Raw genomic sequence first — 19,412 nt, 5'->3', positions numbered from 1 at the left:
GGTGATGGCGCTTAATGTGCAGCGATTGGGGCCACCGCGTCAAGGGGTAGCGGCGTTAACCACTGCCATTGAGTAAACAGGTCCGTTACCGGTGCCAGAGTATGCTGCACGCACAGCAGGCCAACCAGGGTCAACACCAGCGTATAAGGCAACGCCATCCAGACCATGCGGCCATAGGACAGACGTACCAACGGTGCCAGGGCCGAGGTCAGCAGGAACAGGAAGGCCGCTTGCCCGTTGGGTGTAGCTACCGAAGGCAGATTGGTGCCAGTATTGATCGCGACCGCCAACAGTTCGAACTGTTGCAGTGAAATAGCCCCGTTTGCCAATGCCGCGCGCGCCTCGTTAATGTAAACCGTACCGACAAAAACGTTGTCAGAAACGGAAGAAAGCAGGCCGTTGAACAGATAGAACAGAGAAAGCTGGGAGGTCGGCGGCGCTTGTAACACGTAGTGGATCACGGGAGTAAACAGCTGCTGTTCGATAATCACCGCCACGACGGTGAAGAACACGGTCAGCAGCGCGGTAAAGGGCAGGGCCTCCTGGAAAGCCTTGCCGATAGCGTGCTCATCGGTTACGCCACACAGCGAGGTCGCTAAAATGATCACTGACAGACCAATCAGGCCCACTTCCGCCAGGTGAAAGGCCAATGCGATCACTAACCAGAGGCCGATTAATGCCTGTACCACCAGCTTCATTTTTTCCTGACGGCTGCGTTTGGCCGTGGCCTGGCGATCGAACTCTTTCAGTACGCTACGCACCTGCTCTGGCAGTTTGGTGCCGTAGCCAAATACCGCAAAACGCTCTACCAGCAGGCAAACCAGCAAACCGCACACGAACACCGGCAGCGTGACGGGAGTCATACGCAGGAAGAATTCGCTAAAGCCCCATCCGGCGCTTTTGGCGATGATCAGGTTTTGCGGTTCGCCAACCATGGTCATTACGCCACCGAGCGCCGTGCCGACACCGGCGTGCATCAGCAGACTGCGCAGGAAACCACGAAACTGTTCCAGCGTCTGTTTATGGTCGTTATTGTCCAGGAGGCTGTCATCATTGATATCGCTGGTCTGATTAGAGGCGACGTTATGGTAGATCGAGTAGAAACCGGTGCCGACGCTGATCACCACCGCCACCACCGTCAGGGCATCCAGGAAGGCAGAAAGCAGCGCCGCAGCAACGCAGAACGACAGCGATAACAGCATCTTTGAACGGATGTTCAGCAGCAGTTTGGTAAACACAAACAGCAACAACTGCTTCATAAAGTAAATACCCGCCACCATAAACACCAACAGCAGCAGCACCTCAAGATTGCTGGCAATTTCCGCGCTAACGTGTGCCGGGCTGGTCATGCCGATCAGCACCGCCTCAATGGCCAGTAGCCCACCGGGTTGTAACGGGTAGCATTTAAGCGCCATCGCCAGCGTAAAGATAAACTCGATAACCAGTAGCCAGCCTGCCGCGAAAGGGCTGACCAGGAAAAATACCAAGGGGTTGATCACCAGAAAGCTGATGATGGCCAGTTTGTACCAGTCGGGGGACGTCCCGAGAAAGTTCTTGATCAATGCCGAGCGTGTTGTCATATCCATGCCTGTTGTTGCGAAACCTTAATGTGAGTTGGCGCGCCATACCCTAACAACGGCAGTGGGCCCGATGCAAATAACTACGACCTAATAGACTGAAATTTCGGCGAAGCAGATTTTTTCCCCTTTTTGCCGGTTTATGCACACTTTCGTTTATTGTTTTTTGCTCACGCTATGTGATGCCCCGGCGATCTGGTATGATCTGCTGATTACAATTACTGATTATCGTCGTAACGGAACATCAAAAACATGGTTATAAAGGCGCAGAGTCCTGCCGGTTTCGCGGAAGAGTATATCATTGAAAGTATTTGGAATAACCGCTTCCCTCCCGGCTCTATTTTGCCCGCGGAACGTGAGCTTTCAGAACTGATTGGCGTCACGCGCACCACCTTACGTGAGGTTCTACAGCGATTGGCCCGTGATGGTTGGCTGACCATTCAGCACGGTAAACCGACCAAAGTGAATAATTTTTGGGAAACCTCCGGCCTTAATATCCTGGAAACGCTGGCCCGTCTCGATCATAACAGCGTGCCACAGTTGATTGATAATCTGCTGTCTGTGCGTACCAATATTGCCTCGATCTTTATCCGTGCGGCGGTGCGTAACCACCCGGAGCAGGCGCAGGAAGTGTTGGCGAAAGCGGCGCTGGTTGACGATCAGGCGGATGCCTTCAATCACCTCGATTATGAAATTTTCCGTGGTCTTGCGTTTGCTTCGGGCAACCCGATTTATGGCCTGATTTTCAATGGTCTGAAAGGGTTGTATACCCGCGTTGGTCGTTATTACTTCTCCAACCCGGAAGCGCGTAAGCTGGCACTGAATTTCTACAGCAAGCTGTCTACCCTGTGCCATGAGAAGATGTACGATCAGGTGATGGATTGCGTACGTAACTACGGTAAGGACAGCGGGGCCATTTGGCAGAGTATGCAGGGCACTATGCCAAGCGATCTGACCGAAGCGCGTCGTTAATCCGTGAACTCAGCTAGTTGAAGGGGCGCTCTAGGCGCCCCTTTGTCATATTGTCGCTTTATAACGCGTTGGGTCTTGGTGGGCAACGGTCCAGCAACTCTACGCTGCCATCCTCGTTTTGCTGCTCCAGAATAATGTCGAACCCCCACAGACGATGCAGGTGCTTCATGACCTCTCTGCGGCTTTTATCCAGCGGTGCGCGGTCTTGCGGGATGTAACGCAGCGTCAATGAGCGGTCGCCACGCAGATCCACATTCCAAATCTGAATATTAGGCTCGTGGTTGCTCAGGTTGTACTGAGCCGACAGCTCCTGGCGTATTGCCCGGTAGCCCGCTTCATTGTGGATCGCTGATATCTCCAGGTAATTGTTGCGATCGTCATCCAGCACGGTAAACAGCCGGAAGTCACGCATCACCTTTGGTGACAGGAATTGGCTGATAAAGCTCTCATCCTTGAAGTCACGCATGGCGAAGTGCAGCGTATCCAGCCAGTCTTTACCCGCGATATCCGGGAACCAGTAGCGATCTTCTTCGGTCGGTGACTGGCAGATCCGCTTGATGTCCTGGAACATGGCAAAGCCAAGCGCGTAGGGGTTGATGCCGTTGTAGTATTGGCTGTTGTAAGGGGGTTGGTAGACCACGTTGGTGTGGCTGTGCAGAAACTCAAGCATAAAGCGATCTGTCACGCGCCCTTCGTCATACAGATGGTTAAGAATGCTGTAGTGCCAGAAGGTAGCCCAGCCTTCGTTCATCACCTGCGTTTGTTTTTGCGGGTAGAAATACTGACTCACCTTACGCACGATGCGCAGCACTTCCCGCTGCCAGGATTCCAGCAACGGGGCGTTTTTCTCCATAAAGTAGAGAATGTTTTCCTGCGGTTCTCGTGGAAAACGTACGGCCTGTTCTGGCAGGGCTTCGCGATCGACTCGCGGCAGGGTTTTCCACAGCGAGTTGACCTGGCTTTGCAGATACTCCTCACGGCTCTTCTGACGGGCTTTCTCTTCCACCAGCGAGATTTTTTGCGGCCGTTTGTAGCGATCGACCCCGTAATTCATCAGCGCATGGCAGGAGTCCAGCAGCTTTTCCACTTCTTCCACGCCATAACGCTCTTCACACTCACTAATGTAATGGCGGGCAAACAGCAAATAATCGACGATCGAGCTGGCATCGGTCCAACTGCGGAACAAGTAGTTGTTTTTGAAAAACGAGTTGTGCCCATAGCAGGCATGAGCCATCACCAGCGCCTGCATGGTGATGGTATTTTCCTCCATCAGATAGGCAATACATGGATTGGAGTTGATCACGATCTCATAGGCCAACCCTTGCTGGCCGTGCTTGTAACGCTGCTCGGTTTCGATGAACTTCTTGCCAAATGACCAATGGGTATAGTTGATCGGCATCCCGACGCTGGAATAAGCATCCATCATCTGCTCGGAGGTAATCACCTCGATCTGATGCGGATAGGTGTCGAGCCGGTAATGTTTGGCCACCCGGTCGATCTGTTCCAGATACACCTGCAACAGGTCGAATGTCCAGTCCGGTCCATCGCTCAGACGTTTATCTTCCTTAACCTTTTTATGTGTCGAAGTAGTCATCAGCGCACCCTCATTATGAACGGCGTCGGCTCTTTTGGCAGACCCTTTAACAATGATAGTCCAAGTCGTAATAAATCGTTTGAAATCATCCGTGCCGTGCATTGAACGCTACGCGCGGTGGTCTTGCTCAAACCGGCTTTTTGCCCGGCGGCGGCACTCAATCAGGCATTCACGCGGTTCGGTAGAGGAAACTGATGCACAAACGGTGTTGTTGGAATTATTAGCCTAAAATTTTTAATTAAACGAACTAATATTCTGATTCGAGGTGGTGATTATCATGCTTGCCGCTGGAGATTTTTGCTTATGTTATTGGCGCATTGCAAGGCTGATTTTTCGTCAAAATGCCCTTTAACAGTATCTTATCGTTATTTTTGGCGCGCTATTGCCAATGCCAGGTGCATCAACGATAAAATAATTGTGAATATTGTCACGATTAATGATTGAGTTGTTGAGTAGTTTTTTCCACTGAGTTAATTTCCTGTTATTGGTAGATTGTGCTTTATCGATCCTTGGGCTGGAGTCAGCGATGAGAGTGGTTATTTTAGGTAGTGGAGTAGTAGGGGTTGCCAGTGCCTGGTATTTGGCAAAAGCGGGCCATGAGGTCACGGTGATCGACCGTCAACCCGGGCCTGCTTTGGAAACCAGCGCGGCCAACGCCGGGCAGATTTCTCCAGGGTATGCGGCACCTTGGGCTGCACCAGGGGTACCGTTGAAGGCGATCAAGTGGATGTTCCAGCGTCACGCTCCTTTGGCCGTCCGCCTGGATGGCAGCAGTTTCCAACTGCGCTGGATGTGGCAGATGCTGAAAAACTGCGATACCGCCCACTATATGACCAATAAAGGCCGCATGGTGCGATTGGCGGAATACAGCCGTGACTGCATCAAGGCGCTGCGCCAGGAAACCGGCATTCAGTACGAAGGCCGCCAAGGCGGCACGTTACAACTGTTTCGCACCCAGCAACAGTTTGACAGCGCAGCCAAGGACATTGCGGTATTGGAAGATGCCGGGGTGCCCTACAAACTGCTGGAGGCCAGCCAGTTGGCGACGGTTGAACCAGCGTTGGCGCAGGTGGCACACAAACTTACCGGTGGTTTACAGCTACCGAATGATGAAACCGGGGATTGCCAGTTGTTCACCCAGCAGCTAGCCAAGCTGGCGGAGCAGGCCGGGGTCAGGTTCCAGTTTAACCGCAACGTTGAGCGCTTGCTGGTGGCTGGGGATAACATTACCGGCGTGCAGTGCGATGGTGAAATCATCACTGCCGACAGCTATGTGGTAGCGTTTGGCGCCTATTCGACCGCGCTACTGCGCGATCTGGTTAGCATTCCGGTTTATCCGTTGAAAGGCTACTCGTTAACCATCCCGATCGCCGATGAGGCGGCCGCACCGTTCTCCACCGTGCTGGATGAAACCTACAAAATTGCCATTACCCGTTTCGATCAGCGTATTCGCGTGGGCGGCATGGCGGAGATTGTTGGCTTCAATACCCAGTTGGAGCAGAAGCGCCGTGCCACGTTGGAAATGGTGGTACGGGATCTGTACCCGAACGGTGGACGGGTTGAAGAGGCAACGTTCTGGACGGGCCTGCGTCCAATGACGCCGGATGGCACGCCGATCGTGGGGCGGACGTCGTTAAAAAATCTCTATTTGAATACCGGCCATGGCACCTTGGGCTGGACGATGGCCTGTGGCTCCGGCCAGTTGCTTGCCGATTTGATCTCTGGGGTTACGCCGGCCATTGCGTCGGACGACTTGGCGGTAGCGCGTTACCGTGCCGACTTCCGGCAGATGCCTGCGGTTCCCTTGAATGACGTGCACCCGGCACGCTGAAACCCCAATGTGACAGGAAGAACTCATGCCTCGCCCGATTACCGCTACGCTGCATTTGGCGGCATTAACCAATAATTTGCAGGTCGTTCGTCGTTTTGCCCCTTCGTCTAAAGTCTGGGCCGTGGTCAAGGCCAACGCATATGGCCACGGTTTACAGCATGTCTGGCGCCGTATGGCCGAGAATAGCGACGGTTTTGCCTTGCTCGATCTGGGCGAGGCGGTGTTACTGCGTGAGTCTGGCTGGCAGGGGCCGATCCTGTTGCTGGAGGGTTTTTTCCAGCCTGCAGATCTGCTGCTGATCGATCGCTATCGTTTGACCACGGCGGTGAACAGTGACTGGCAGGTACAGGTGATTGCCGACGCTCGCTTACAGGCCCCGCTGGATATCTATCTTAAGTTGAACAGCGGAATGAACCGCTTGGGGTTTGCGCCAGAGCTGCTGCATAGCGTGTGGTTAACGGCAAAGGAGCTGCGTAATATTGGCTCGATAACCTTGATGAGCCACTTCGCCACCGCCGGCGGTGCTGAAGGTGTAACGGAGCAAATGGCCGTGATTGAGCGTGCCACCGCTGCGATTGATTTGCCGCGCAGCCTGGCCAACTCGGCGGCCACTTTATGGCACCCGCAAACGCAGGGGGATTGGATAAGGCCGGGGATTATCCTCTATGGCGCCTCGCCAAGCGGTAACTGGCAGGACGTAGCCGAAACGGGGCTGCAACCAGTAATGACGCTGAGCAGTAAGATCATTGGTCTGCAACAATTGCAAGCGGGCGATCGTGTGGGGTATGGCTGGCGCTATACCGCCAATGGGCCGCAGCGTATCGGCGTGGTAGCCTGCGGTTATGCGGATGGTTATCCTCGCCATGCCCCTTCCGGTACACCGGTGTGGGTGGACGGCGTGCTGACGCATACGGTTGGGTCGATTTCCATGGATATGATGACGGTCGATCTGACGCCATGTCCACAGGCCACCATTGGCACTGACGTCGAGTTGTGGGGAAGGAAACTGCCGGTTGATGATGTGGCCGCCGCAGCCGGAACCTTGGGTTACGAACTGCTGACGGCCTTGGCGGCACGGGTAGCGATAAGTATTGAGCAGTAGCCTCAGCCGATCTTTTTCAACTGCCCTTTGATTTGCTTGCTGCGCTGCCGCGCGTGTAGCGCCAGCAGGCAACCTACCAGCATCACCAACGCCAGTGACAGTTTCGGCTGTAGCGGTAACGCCATGGCGATCAAGCCCAGTGCAGCGCCCCCGGCCATCTGAATAAAGCCTACCAGTGCCGAAGCCACACCTGCTTCGTTAGAGTAAGGTTCCAACGCATAGCTGGTTGACGGCCCCATGACAAAAGCCAGTCCGGCGCAGGCGCAGGCGACGGGCAGGATATACGCCAGCCAATGGCTCTGTGCCGACTCACTCAACAGCACTACACCCAACACCAAAGCAAGGCAGCCTAATCCCATCAGTATGCCGCCAGTCGCCAGACAGAACGGGCGGCCAATCTTGTGAATAATGCGGTTGGCCACAAAACTGACCAGCATGATCCAGAAGCCGTTGGCGCCAAAGACCAAAGAGAACTGTAGCGGTGATAGCCCGGCGGTACCCATCAGTACGTTAGGTGCCAATGAGACATAGGTCAGCGCCATCCCCATCGCCCCCGCATTCACCACTGCAAAGGACATAAAGCGCCGGTCGCCAAGAATACGCAGATATTGTCGTACCGGTAGCCCTTTGACGGCCACGGTGCTGGCGGGGCGGGTTTCCGGCAGGTAGAAGATGACCAGCAAAAGCACTACTACGGCGTAACCGACCAGGAACCAGAACGGCGCGCGCCAGCCGAAGGCTTCTGCCAGCAGGCCGCCAAGCAGCGGAGCCAGAGCAGGAATGATATTCAACGTGCCGTTGAGGAAACCGAAAGCGCGTGCGGCGTCGTCGCCATTCATGCGATCGCGCACGCCACTGAAGGCGACAACGGCGGTACAACATACCGCAACGCCTTGCATCAGGCGTGAAGCGACAAAGATATCTGCCGTGGTTGCCAACGCCGCCATGGCAGCACCGACCATATAAATCAGGATCCCTGCGATGGCCACCGGCTTACGACCGTAATTATCCACCAGCGGGCCAGCGATCACCTGGCCAAGTCCCAACACCAGAATAAACAGCGAAATGGTGGATTGGATCAGGGCCTCACTGCTGTTGAGACCCAGGGCAATGGCAGGAATGGTGGGCAGATAGAGATCGATGCCTAGCGGGCCGAGCAGCACCAGGCTAAGCAGGAGAAATAGAAATTTTTGCATAACAAAAATGGCACATCCGAATGACAAAGAGAGCTAGAGTAGAGATCCTGACCGCAAATGGGAAGCGATAACGTCTTGATGATAGACAGGAAACCGTTTGCGTCGCTTTTTCCCGCGGTAATCATTTAACTGCGGGCTGACGGTAATAAAGGGCCGAAATAGTATCGGCAACGTAGCGCGCCTGATGTTTGGCATCATCCAGTGCCCGGTGTGGCGTGCCTTCAAATGGGCGCTGTTTTTTGGGATTGAAGCCATTCAGTTCCGCCAGCGTAATGACAGTGCGGGCGTCCTGGGTATCCCAGAATTTCCAGGGGCAGGGCATGGCTAACTGGCGATAGGCATGTTCCAGGATCGAACAGTCAAACTCTTTACCATTGCCCCAGACTTTCACCGTATCGGTGCTGTGCATATGAATAAAGCGGCTCAGATTGGTCAGCACCCGCTTAAGGCTTTCACTGCCTCCGAAGGCCAGTTTACGCGCTTCGTCAGACTGTTTTGCCCACCAGGCAACGGTATCGAGGCTGATGGTGCGGCCCGGTTGTTCCTGCTGGCTGTTGACTGCCGCTTCAAATTCAGCCCCCAACTCGCCGGTTTTGGGGTTAAAGAATACGCCGGCAACGACCAGGATCACCGCGCTGGGGGCAATGTCCAGCGTTTCAATATCTAACATCAAATGGTTCATGAGTATCTCCTGGGGAAAAGCGGGCAATAAACACAGTCTGGCAGAATATACGGCCAGTTTGAAATAGGCGAAAATGGTTCGTTCGCGGTATGATGTTGCTGGTCATATTGCCTGAGTTGGTAGCTTGCGTTGAGAACACTTATTTTTATTCTATGTATGATCGGCTACTTGCTGATATTAGGCTACTTTGGCGTTTACGTTACCGATAAAATCTGCGAGAACTCCTACAACTTAAGTAAAATCTGCCGCATGGTGGACATCTCCGAACCCCACATCAAGCAGTAAGCCGTTAACCGAAAAAGTGTAATACCTGCAATGTTTACCGGGAATTAGGGCAGATCAACCCGACAAACAACGGTCTTTTGCTGCTTGAATTCATTGATGATAAAGATAATAACTATCATTGTTATTAGTATTTGTTATCTAACAACATCAGAGCACCGTTACCTCGGTACGCCAAACCGGCCAGCGTTGCCGGCGCGGTAAGTTTTCGGTGCAATTTCAATGGATCCCATGGGGAATACAGGTATGCCTGCGTTTTTTCCTGCCAGTCGTTGTGCTCTTTACTGCTCGTTAGCGATTTTCCTGCCACTGACCTCCTTTGCCGAAGATACCCTCGTGGTCACGGCAAAACCCGCCGATACGGCAGAAACGGCGACGCATGGCTACGAGGCCAGCACCAGCCAGGGAGCCACCAAAACGGATCGGCCATTGGTGCTGACCGCGCAATCCGTTTCCGTAGTGACTCGCCAACAGATGAGCGATCAAGGGGCTTTAACGGTTAATGATGCGCTGAAATACACCCCTGGCGTGTTCACTAACTTCTCAGGTGGTGCAACGCGTTACGATACCATCGCGCTGCGCGGGTTCCACGGTGGTGATGTCAATAACACCTTCCTGAACGGACTGCGCCTGCTTAGCGACGGCGGCAGTTATAACGCCTTGCAGATCGACCCCTGGTTCCTGGAACGCATCGACGTGATTAAAGGCCCGTCGTCGGTGATGTACGGACAAAGTATTCCTGGTGGGCTGGTGGCGATGACCAGCAAACGGCCGCAGTTTGCCAGTGAAAACCATGTGAATGTGATGGCCGGGAATAACAATACCAAAGGCGGTGCGTTTGATTCGACCGGAGCGCTGAACGAGCAATGGGCTTACCGTTTGACCGGTATTACCCGCACCAGCGACACCATGTATGACCATCAGCGGGAAGAGCGCTATGCGATTTCGCCTTCGCTGCTGTGGCAGCCAGATGAAAATACCTCCTTGCTGTTGCAGGCCAACCTGCAAAAAGATCCTTCCGGTGGCTACCACAGTGCGGTGCCGTCAGATGGCAGCATATACACCACCACGGGAGACAAGCTGGGGCGTGGGTTCTTTGACGGTGAGAGCAGCCGCAACGTGTTCAAACGCTGGCAGCAAATCTACAGCTATGACTTCTCGCACAGTTTTAACGACGTGTGGTCGTTCCGTCAGAACGCCAGCTACACCCACTCCAACGTCGAATTGGAGCAGGTTTACCAGATTGGTTGGAACGCCGATCGCAGCGAGCTGAACCGCTGGTACAGCGGCTCCAATACCTCATTGGATGCGTATGCTGTGGACAACCAGTTGGCGGCGGAGTTCGCCACCGGCGCGTTGGAACATAAGGTGATGTTGGGGCTGGACTACCAGCGCTTTACCAATAACCTGTGGGAGGAGTCTGGCTCGGCCACGCCGTTGAACCCGTTCACCGGCGTTTCAGGTGGGCCAAATATCACCATTCTCAGCCATACCGACTCCAAACGGCTCTATGAGCAGACAGGCGTCTATCTGCAGGACGAAGTCAGCCTCTACAACTGGTATCTCAACCTGTCCGGGCGCGTTGACCGTTTGGAAACCAAGAACACCGTGCTCAATACCGATGCCACCGATGCTCGTACCGATGACCACTTCACGGGCCGGGCCTCTCTGCTGTATCACTTTGACAGCGGTTTCTCTCCGTATATGAGTTACAGCTCGGCGGTAACGCCAGCGGTGTTAGCCGATAAAGAGGGCCACCTGCTCAAGCCAACCACCAGTGAGCAATATGAAGCCGGGCTAAAATACCAGGCGCCGGGCAGCAGCTCGATCTACAGCATTGCCCTCTACGACTTGACGCAGAATGACGTAGCCAACCGCGTTGTGAAGGACAGCTACTATGTGCCTGCAGGCAAGGTGCATTCACAAGGGATTGAGCTGGAGGCCCGCAGCCAGGTGAGCGAGCGTCTGAACGTGATTGCCGGTTATAGCTACAACAAGGTGAAATTCAAGGACGCCGTTGACGGTAATGATGGCAATACGCCTTATCTGGCGCCTAATCAGATGGCGTCTTTGTGGGGGCAATATAATGCTGGGCTCGGCGTCAACCTGGGTGCTGGCGTACGTTATATTGGTAAACAGTGGGCGGATAATGAGAATACCCTGCGTATTCCTTCGGTAACGCTGTTGGATGCCTCGGTGCGCATGGATCTGGACAGCGTAAAACCGTCGCTAAAAGGGGCCTATGTGCAGTTGAACGCCAACAACCTGACGGACCGAGAATATGTCGCTGGCTGCTATGGCACCGGTTACTGCTACTGGGGAGCAGGGCGCTCCGTTGTTGCTACCGTGGGTTATGATTTTTAACGGCTAGACCGACTCATCCCGCTGAACGCTGGCGGGATGAGTGGTTAAAACAGCGAGAATAATAGCACCACAGGCAGGCTGAGAGGCCAGGTCAGGCCGATAATCAGCGCGCTGAGCAAGCGAATGGCAAGAGTGTCGCGGCTGACCAGAAAAGTGAAAATCATCGAAACGATCAGACCAATAACATAAACGTATTGCGTGACTACCCACAGCGATGACATGAAAACGATCCCGGTTATTTTTGGCCCCATTCTAGGCGGCTCAGCGGTGCTAATCAATGCGTTAACGCAGCGAAAAACGCGGTCGCAGGGCGGTTGGCTGCCTTGATGGTATGCCGCTTTATTGAAATTAATTATAAATAGCACTTGCTAATAACTCTGGGTTATGAGTAAATAGCGCCATCGGTTTGAAGTACAGACCTTATGAAAGCAGTTTTAGTAAAGTAGTTCTCAGTATTAGCGATATCCGACAGATACCTCTTCTTCCGCGAATTTTTTTCTAGTGCCCCCATAAGTTTCCACTGAATTACAGACCTCATTCGCCATTATGGCGGCCTAAAAAATAATGAAGGAAGTATCTATGTCTAATAAAATGACTGGTTTAGTAAAATGGTTTGACGCTGGTAAAGGTTTTGGTTTCATTTCTCCTGCTGATGGCAGCAAAGACGTGTTCGTACACTTCTCTGCAATCCAGGGTAATGATTACAAGACTCTTGATGAAGGCCAGCAGGTTGAATTCAGCATCGAAAATGGCGCCAAAGGCCCATCAGCAGTTAACGTTACAGCACTGTAATGTAACTGGGTAGCGTGGTTGACACTTGCAATAGCGATGATGGCATAAGCCGGAGCAGACAAGCGATAATCACGTTACCACATCAATCCCGGCCTGGTGCCGGGGTTGACACTGTCCTCTTGCAATGAGGGTAGACAGAAAAGCCGATTTCGCACAAGTCTGTTTTTCTGTTGTGACCAGGTCGTGCTTAGGCCGTGCAATGCTGGAGTGTTCGATGGACGCTTGCGCCGCAGCATGACAGCCGGGAAAGCGACCGGCACTACTTGCTAACCCTGGCGCTCTCGCCGGGGTTTTTTTACGTCTTTTTTCCTCGTCCGAAAAATATTTTCCGATCGCTGCATCCAATATTCTCGTTCACTACGTATATGGCTATGTGAGGACATCTTCCCACATCACCCTTCGAGGATATGATCATGAAAAAGCTTCTCTGTACTGCCCTGTGTTCATCACTGTTGTTCAGTAGCGTTTCAATGGCCGCCATGATGTCCGACACGGTAATGGTTGGCGGTGCTGCCATGTATCCCAGCAAAAATATTGTAGAAAATGCGCTCAATTCCAAAGATCACACTACGCTGGTTGCTGCGGTGAAGGCTGCCGGTTTGGTCGATACGCTGCAAGGTACGGGGCCATTTACGGTATTTGCCCCGACCAATGAGGCCTTTGCCAAACTGCCTGCCGGAACGGTAGACACCTTGCTCAAGCCGGAGAATAAGGCGGCGCTGACTGGGGTACTGACTTACCACGTGGTGGCAGGCCGTTATGATATGAAACAACTGGAGAAAAAAATCAAGGAAGGTCACGGTACGGCCGAACTGAAAACAGTGAATGGTCAACCGCTGTGGATTATGAACAACGGCCCGCACAATATTCAGCTCAAAGATGGTCAAGGCCATATTGCCAATATCAGTACCTATGATGTGTATCAGAAAAATGGTGTGATCAACGTCATTGATAGCGTGCTGTTGCCAAAATAAATCCCGTCTATACTAGGTGCAGGCAGGCTGCCACAAGGCTGCCCGCACCTCGACAGGATAAGACATGAGCAAAGCACTCCCCGACCAACATGTCGCATTGATGCAGGCCGTTGCGCTTGGCGACCGCAACGCGTTTGAACAACTCTACCGGCAGACCTCTCCGCGTTTGTTCGCCGTTGCTTTACGCTTGCTGCGTCGTCAGTCGTGGGCCGAAGAGGTATTACACGAAAGCTTTATCAGCGTATGGAATCGTGCCGCCAGCTATGATCCTGAGCTCAGTGCGCCGTTGACCTGGCTAACGCATATTGTTCGTAACCGGGCCATTGATTGGTTACGCGGAGCAGGTGGCCGTGCGGGGCAAGTGGAAGATGAGTGGTTGGATGACCAAGGGGATAGCACGGAGGAGCCCGTTAGCCAACTGCTACTGGGGGAGGAGGCTGGCAAGCTGGCCGAGTGTCTGAATCATCTTAATGTCGAACAGCGTCAAAGTATCGTGCTGGCTTACTATCAAGGGCTGTCTCATGGCGAAGTTTCGGCGCATCTGCAACAGCCGCTCGGCACGATAAAAAGCTGGATCCGTCGGGCATTGGATCATCTGAAAGACTGCGTGGGCCTATGAAAAGCACCGGGGAGTACGACTCTGCTTTAGCCGCCGAATACGCCTTGGGCACGTTGCGAGGCCCTGCGCGGCTGAACTTTGAACAGCGTATACAGCGTGAGCCTGCCTTGGCTGCCTTGGTTGCTCGCTGGCAAACGCTGCTGTCGCCACTGGACAATGCGCTGACGCCGGTAACGCCGCCGGAGCGTGTATGGAAAAAGATTCGTCTGAGCTTACCGATTCAGGCAACGGCGCGGCGTAAGACCTGGGGTTATGTGGGTTGGGCGTTGGCTGCTGGGTTGGCGGCGTTGCTGCTGGTGCCGCGCTTTATCATTCAACCGCAGGATTTTGCTCCGGCAGTGGTGCTCAATGCTGGGCAGCAGGGCGGTGGACAATGGATCGTCAGTATGGACAGTGCCAAACGTTATCTGAAACTAACCCCGCTTAATCCGCAATCGCTGGCCGTAGCCAATAGTCTGCAACTGTGGGCGATCCCGCCGGGTGAAAAACCTCGTTCCTTAGGGCTGATTGCCGCAGAGAAACCGACCGAACTAGCATTGAATTCTATGACCTTGGCGCAGGGCATGACCATTGCCATCAGTCTGGAACCGGCAGGTGGCTCGCCTACCGGTCTTCCTACTGGACCCGTGTTGTATAGCGGCCAGCTAACGTCTCTGTGATTTTATGCCGATGTTTTTTCTGCTAACGGCCTCAATAATGGCTTTTAACGACCATAATCAAGTCATCAATAGTCGTTAAAGGGGTTGTTATGATATGGATTGAGCAGGGGCTGTACCTAAGCGTTGTGCAGATGGACAATGCGCCCAAACCTTATCCGCTGGAGAGCGGCTTCACCCCGAATACGGCCTATCGTGCACTGGGAATGTATAACCCTTCGGAAACCGCTGACGCGTACTTCATACTCTCTAATGACCGCGATGAAATCTGGTTTATCTGTAACCGGCATCTCAGAACGGTGGGGTTGTTCCCTGATATCCGTGATTTCAGGTATTTGTTGTGACTGCTAAACATCGGCGCTTAAACCTTTTTTTGAACCACCAAAAATCTCGCTGCGGTGAGATTTTTTGCCTCTAGAGCCCTGACATCCAGTTGTGGCATGGCCAGTACAATCCTCGTGAATATCCCTGATCCCTCTCCTTTGAGATACTGTTTATCCAAACAGTAGCATGGCTTCGGCGGAGGAATTCACATGCAGAAAAATAGACAAGGTGTTGCCGATCGTGAGGTGTTGCTGTCATGAGCCTTTCAGGAGTAATTCAGTTTTCCAAAGGTCATTGGCAGCCATTATTGGTCTGCCTGCTTGCGGCCCTATTGTTTGGCATGCACCAGCGTATTGGTGTTTTGAATACGGGCATAGAGCAGTCTCAGAAAGATAACGAGGCGTTGAGCGCAGCATTGCTCGGCAGGGATGAAACCATCCAGGCGCTAAAAGGTGCCGCTGATGCCGATCGCCGGGCGACCGAACAACAGTTAAAGATTGAGCAGCAAAAGAGGGAAAAGGCGGATGCTGAGAACAGAACGTTACGCAAAGCGTTGGAGGATAACGACTGTAGCAATCAGCGGCTGCCTGCTGATGCTCTCGATATCCTGCGCGGAGCAAGCAAAGCCAGTCCCACCGGCTCCGCAACTGATCTACGTTTACCCGCCGGCGGTATTGCTTCAGCACTGTGATAAGACACCGTTTACCGGTGAGACTTTTGGCGATGCCGTTATGGCTTTGCAGGTGAGTCAGGGTGAGTTTGATATCTGCTCATCAAGGATCGACGCATTGATTGAGTGGCAACGAGGCTTAAGAAACATTCATTGAAGCCGAAGGTGACTCAACAGCATAAAAAACGGCCAGCTAACTCTCGTTGCTGGCCATTTTCGCTGATGAACACGACTCACGCGGTCTGCTTGTGGAACAACTCTCTGAACACCGGATAGATATCATCCGGCTCGCGGATATGCTGCATGGCGAAGTTTTCAAACGTCGCTTGCAGATGCTCATACTCGCGCCACAGCGTCTGGTGAGCACGACGGGTTATTTCGATATAGCTGTAATAACGCACCATCGGCAGAATGTTTTTTGACAGTAGCTCATGGCACAGCGGAGAATCATCCGCCCAGTTGTCCCCATCCGAAGCCTGGGCCGCATAGATGTTCCATTGCGCTGGATCGTAACGCTCTTCGACCACTTCGTTCATCAGCTTCAAGGCGCTGGAAACGATGGTGCCGCCGGTTTCCTGTGAGTAGAAGAACTCCTGTTCATCTACCTCTTTGGCCTGAGTGTGGTGGCGAATATAGACCACCTCGACGTTTTTATAGGTTCGGCTGAGGAACAGATACAGCAGAATATAAAAGCGCTTGGCCATGTCTTTGGTGGCCTGATCCATCGAGCCAGAGACGTCCATCAGGCAGAACATCACCGCCTGGCTGGAGGGTTCGGGCCGACGTTCGTAGTTTCTGTAGCGCAGGTCGAAGGTGTCGATAAACGGCACGCTGTCGATTTTCTTGCGTAACTCGGCAATTTCCTTACGCATGCGCTCCTCTTCCAGCAGTTGCACCGGTTCGGTGTTTTCCAACTGGGCAAGGCTATCTTCAAGCTCATGCAACGCTCGTCGCTTACCGGCGGTCATGGCGGTTCGACGCGCCAGCGAGTTTTGCAGTGAACGCACCACGCTGATATTGGCTGGCACGCCATTGGCGGTGTAGCCAGCACGGTGGGTTTTGAATTCCGTCAGCTGCTTATACTGATTCTTCTTCAGGTTAGGCAGCGCCAAATCCTCGAACAGCAGGTCAAGATACTCATCTTTGGAGATCTGGAAGACAAACTCGTCCTGGCCATCTCCATCCTGGCTGGCATTACCCTGACCGCCACCCCCTCCGCCGCCGCCCTGCGGGCGTTCAACGCGGTCATTCTGCACGAAGTGATCGTTACCTGGATGAACGCGATGGCGTTTACCGCCGCGCCCTTGATGAAACATTGGCTCGTTGATATCGCCACCGGGAATCGATACCGACTCCCCGCTATCCACGTCGGTGACCGAACGCTTGTTGATGGCTTCGGCAATCGACTGTTTGATTTGCGACTTATAGCGACGCAAGAAGCGCTGGCGGTTCACCATGCTCTTGTTTTTGCCATTCAGCCGTCGGTCAATGAAATACGCCATACATCCCCCAAACAACGTTGCCAACTTTCTCTACCTGAGTCTTTCAGGCTGTAGCCGCGAGACTACAACCCGAAAGCCACTGGGTATACAGGCTATCTATGACGTCATAGCGCAGGTTTATGAAGATTTTCTCACCCGCAGATACCATTCACACAGTAGACGAACCTGCTTGCGGGTGTAGCCTTTCTCCATCATCCGGTCGACGAAGTCATCGTGTTTTTTCTGCTCATCCGTTGAGGTTTTAGCATTAAAGGAAATGACTGGCAGCAGCTCTTCGGTGTTCGAGAACATTTTCTTCTCGATGACCGTACGCAGCTTCTCGTAACTGGTCCAGTTCGGATTCCGGCCGCTGTTATTGGCACGGGCACGCAGGACAAAGTTGACGATTTCGTTGCGGAAATCTTTCGGGTTGCTTATACCCGCAGGCTTCTCGATTTTCTCCAGTTCAGCGTTCAGCGATTCGCGGTCAAACAGCTGTCCGGTATCTGGATCACGGTACTCCTGATCCTGGATCCAGAAGTCTGCATAGGTCACGTAGCGGTCAAAAATGTTCTGACCGTATTCCGAGTAGGATTCCAGATAGGCGGTCTGGATCTCTTTGCCGATAAATTCGGCGTATTTCGGGATCAGATAACCTTTCAGGTGCTCCAGGTATTTCTCAGCCAGATCCTGCGGGAACTGCTCGCGCTCGATCTGCTGTTCCAGAATGTAGAACAGGTGTACCGGGTTGGCCGCCACCTCGGCATGGTCAAAGTTGAATACCCGTGACAGGATCTTGAAGGCGAAACGGGTCGAAAGACCGTTCATCCCTTCGTCCACCCCGGCATAGTCGCGATATTCCTGATACGACTTGGCCTTCGGATCGGTGTCTTTCAGGCTTTCACCATCATAGACACGCATCTTCGAATAGATGCTGGAGTTGTCTGGCTCTTTCATCCGCGACAGCACGGTAAAGCGAGCCAGCGTTTCCAACGTGCCAGGGGCGCAAGGCGCATGGGTCAGTTCGCTGTTATCCAGCAGTTTGTCGTAGATTCTAATCTCTTCCGACACCCGCAGGCAGTAAGGCACCTTGACGATGTAAACACGGTCGAGGAAGGCCTCGTTATTTTTGTTGTTGCGGAAGGTCACCCATTCCGATTCGTTGGAGTGAGCCAGGATAATGCCGCTGAACGGCAGGGCAGAGATCCCCTCGGTGCCGTTGTAGTTACCTTCCTGGGTGGCAGTCAGCAGAGGATGCAGCACCTTGATTGGCGCTTTGAACATCTCCACGAACTCCATGATCCCCTGGTTGGCACGGCACAGTGCACCGGAGTAGCCATAGGCATCCGGATCGTTCTGCGCATGGTTTTCCAACTTGCGGATATCCACTTTACCGACCAACGCAGAAATATCCTGGTTGTTCTCATCGCCCGGTTCGGTTTTGGCGATGGCAATCTGTTCCAGTATCGAAGGACGAACCTTCACCACTTTGAATTTGGTAATGTCACCACCGAACTCATGCAGGCGTTTGGCGGCCCACGGCGACATAATGGTGCCAAGGTAGCGCGTCGGGATGTTGTATTCTTTTTCCAGAATAGTGGCATCCTCCTGCGGGTTGAACAGGCACAGCGGATGGTCATTGACCGGGCTGCGCTCGCCGTTGGCGCTCAGGGTGTAAATCGGTACGCGCTGCATCAAGGCTTTCAGCCGTTCTGCCAGCGAGGATTTACCGCCACCCACCGGGCCCAACAGATAAAGAATTTGTTTTTTCTCTTCGAGGCCCTGGGCGGCGTGTCTCAGGTAAGAAACTATCTGTTCGATAGCCTCTTCCATGCCGTAGAATTCCTCGAATGCCGGATAGCGTGCGATCACGCGGTTGGAGAACAGGCGAGACATACGCGACTCAAGCGCGGTATCCACCATTACTGGTTCACCGATAGCCATGAGTAGACGTTCTGCCGCATTGGCATATGCACTGCGATCTTGCCGGCAGATGGTAAGAAATTCCTGCAGTGTGAACTCTTCGTCCTTGGCAGCTTCGTAGCGCTGGCGATAGTGGTCAAATATGTTCATGGCGATGCCCGTCCTTTCGTTATTAGCACAGGTTAATAAAGGAGCTGGTGTTGGTATTCTGGCTCCCGAAAGCGTGAAGCTATCTCTGAGTACAGCAACTCGTATGCCAACTTGGTGCGCTTATTATCGCGAGTTGCGCTGTATTGCCACTGGGCTCAGGCTAATTTCACCTTCTGATTTTAAGCTTAGTTGCATACTGGAAAATTTCCTGCAAGAGAAACGG

17 protein-coding genes are annotated in these 19,412 nt (G+C 53.2%); 10 read left to right on the top strand and 7 right to left on the bottom strand.

Annotated features, from left to right (window positions below; genetic code table 11):
* Positions 1-11 precede the first annotated feature (11 nt).
* Positions 12-1,586: a sodium/proton antiporter NhaB gene (nhaB, locus tag U869_RS0106070; RefSeq protein ID WP_025121037.1), complete on the bottom strand. Its 1,575-nt coding sequence runs from the start codon at positions 1,584-1,586 to the stop codon at positions 12-14.
* Positions 1,587-1,829: 243 nt separating this feature from the next.
* On the opposite strand from nhaB, the gene fadR reads away from it, so the two are divergent.
* Positions 1,830-2,549: a fatty acid metabolism transcriptional regulator FadR gene (gene fadR / locus U869_RS0106065; RefSeq protein ID WP_025121036.1), complete on the top strand. Its 720-nt coding sequence runs from the start codon at positions 1,830-1,832 to the stop codon at positions 2,547-2,549.
* A gap of 58 nt (positions 2,550-2,607) precedes the next feature.
* On the opposite strand, the gene U869_RS0106060 is transcribed toward fadR, so the two are convergent.
* Positions 2,608-4,143 carry a SpoVR family protein gene (locus tag U869_RS0106060; RefSeq protein ID WP_025121035.1) on the bottom strand — a complete coding sequence of 512 codons (1,536 nt, stop codon included), beginning with the start codon at positions 4,141-4,143 and terminating at the stop codon, positions 2,608-2,610.
* Positions 4,144-4,669: 526 nt separating this feature from the next.
* On the opposite strand from U869_RS0106060, the gene U869_RS0106055 reads away from it, so the two are divergent.
* Both U869_RS0106055 and dadX read left to right on the top strand, forming a co-directional pair.
* Positions 4,670-5,974, top strand: a complete 1,305-nt coding sequence (locus U869_RS0106055; protein WP_025121034.1) for a D-amino acid dehydrogenase — start codon at positions 4,670-4,672, stop codon at positions 5,972-5,974.
* A gap of 25 nt (positions 5,975-5,999) precedes the next feature.
* Positions 6,000-7,076, top strand: coding sequence for a catabolic alanine racemase DadX (gene dadX / locus U869_RS0106050; RefSeq protein WP_025121033.1), 1,077 nt, complete (start codon positions 6,000-6,002; stop codon positions 7,074-7,076).
* Positions 7,077-7,078: 2 nt separating this feature from the next.
* Here the strand turns inward: dadX and U869_RS0106045 are convergent, their stop codons facing one another.
* Positions 7,079-8,272, bottom strand: coding sequence for a multidrug effflux MFS transporter (locus U869_RS0106045; RefSeq protein ID WP_025121032.1), 1,194 nt, complete (start codon positions 8,270-8,272; stop codon positions 7,079-7,081).
* Between the two features lie 121 nt (positions 8,273-8,393).
* Positions 8,394-8,954 carry a 3'-5' exonuclease gene (locus tag U869_RS0106040; RefSeq protein WP_025121031.1) on the bottom strand — a complete coding sequence of 187 codons (561 nt, stop codon included), beginning with the start codon at positions 8,952-8,954 and terminating at the stop codon, positions 8,394-8,396.
* A gap of 528 nt (positions 8,955-9,482) precedes the next feature.
* On the opposite strand from U869_RS0106040, the gene U869_RS0106030 reads away from it, so the two are divergent.
* Positions 9,483-11,600 carry a TonB-dependent siderophore receptor gene (locus U869_RS0106030; protein ID WP_025121030.1) on the top strand — a complete coding sequence of 706 codons (2,118 nt, stop codon included), beginning with the start codon at positions 9,483-9,485 and terminating at the stop codon, positions 11,598-11,600.
* A 44-nt stretch (positions 11,601-11,644) separates the two neighbouring features.
* Here U869_RS0106030 and U869_RS30485 read toward each other — a convergent pair whose 3' ends face one another.
* A complete protein-coding gene (locus tag U869_RS30485; RefSeq protein ID WP_025121029.1) occupies positions 11,645-11,821 on the bottom strand; it encodes a GhoT/OrtT family toxin in 177 nt (58 codons plus the stop codon).
* A 358-nt stretch (positions 11,822-12,179) separates the two neighbouring features.
* Between U869_RS30485 and cspA the strand changes: the two genes are divergently transcribed.
* From cspA to U869_RS0105995, 6 genes are all read left to right on the top strand, one after another.
* Positions 12,180-12,392 carry an RNA chaperone/antiterminator CspA gene (gene cspA / locus U869_RS0106020; protein ID WP_025121028.1) on the top strand — a complete coding sequence of 71 codons (213 nt, stop codon included), beginning with the start codon at positions 12,180-12,182 and terminating at the stop codon, positions 12,390-12,392.
* Between the two features lie 413 nt (positions 12,393-12,805).
* The gene (locus U869_RS0106015) at positions 12,806-13,366 is read left to right on the top strand and encodes a fasciclin domain-containing protein (RefSeq protein WP_025121027.1); all 561 of its coding nucleotides are present in this window, start codon (positions 12,806-12,808) and stop codon (positions 13,364-13,366) included.
* A gap of 64 nt (positions 13,367-13,430) precedes the next feature.
* Positions 13,431-13,985, top strand: a complete 555-nt coding sequence (locus tag U869_RS0106010) for a sigma-70 family RNA polymerase sigma factor (RefSeq protein WP_025121026.1) — start codon at positions 13,431-13,433, stop codon at positions 13,983-13,985.
* Positions 13,982-14,644: an anti-sigma factor domain-containing protein gene (locus tag U869_RS0106005; protein ID WP_025121025.1), complete on the top strand. Its 663-nt coding sequence runs from the start codon at positions 13,982-13,984 to the stop codon at positions 14,642-14,644. The genes U869_RS0106010 and U869_RS0106005 overlap by 4 nt, the downstream gene beginning before the upstream one ends.
* Positions 14,645-14,733: 89 nt before the next feature.
* Entirely contained in the window at positions 14,734-14,985 is a 252-nt protein-coding gene (locus tag U869_RS0106000; RefSeq protein ID WP_025121024.1) for a hypothetical protein, read from the top strand.
* A 236-nt stretch (positions 14,986-15,221) separates the two neighbouring features.
* The gene (locus U869_RS0105995; protein ID WP_025121023.1) at positions 15,222-15,656 is read left to right on the top strand and encodes a DUF2570 family protein; all 435 of its coding nucleotides are present in this window, start codon (positions 15,222-15,224) and stop codon (positions 15,654-15,656) included.
* 212 nt (positions 15,657-15,868) lie between these two features.
* Here U869_RS0105995 and U869_RS0105990 read toward each other — a convergent pair whose 3' ends face one another.
* Positions 15,869-17,137 carry a YeaH/YhbH family protein gene (locus U869_RS0105990; protein ID WP_025121022.1) on the bottom strand — a complete coding sequence of 423 codons (1,269 nt, stop codon included), beginning with the start codon at positions 17,135-17,137 and terminating at the stop codon, positions 15,869-15,871.
* A gap of 117 nt (positions 17,138-17,254) precedes the next feature.
* Positions 17,255-19,189: a protein kinase YeaG gene (gene yeaG / locus U869_RS0105985; protein WP_025121021.1), complete on the bottom strand. Its 1,935-nt coding sequence runs from the start codon at positions 19,187-19,189 to the stop codon at positions 17,255-17,257.
* Positions 19,190-19,412: the final 223 nt, after the last annotated feature.

Source organism: Serratia sp. H1w (assembly GCF_000633355.1).
GTDB lineage: Bacteria > Pseudomonadota > Gammaproteobacteria > Enterobacterales > Enterobacteriaceae > Chania.
Note: the sequence above shows the minus strand (reverse complement) of the source record. Positions and strands in the feature narration are given on the sequence as shown.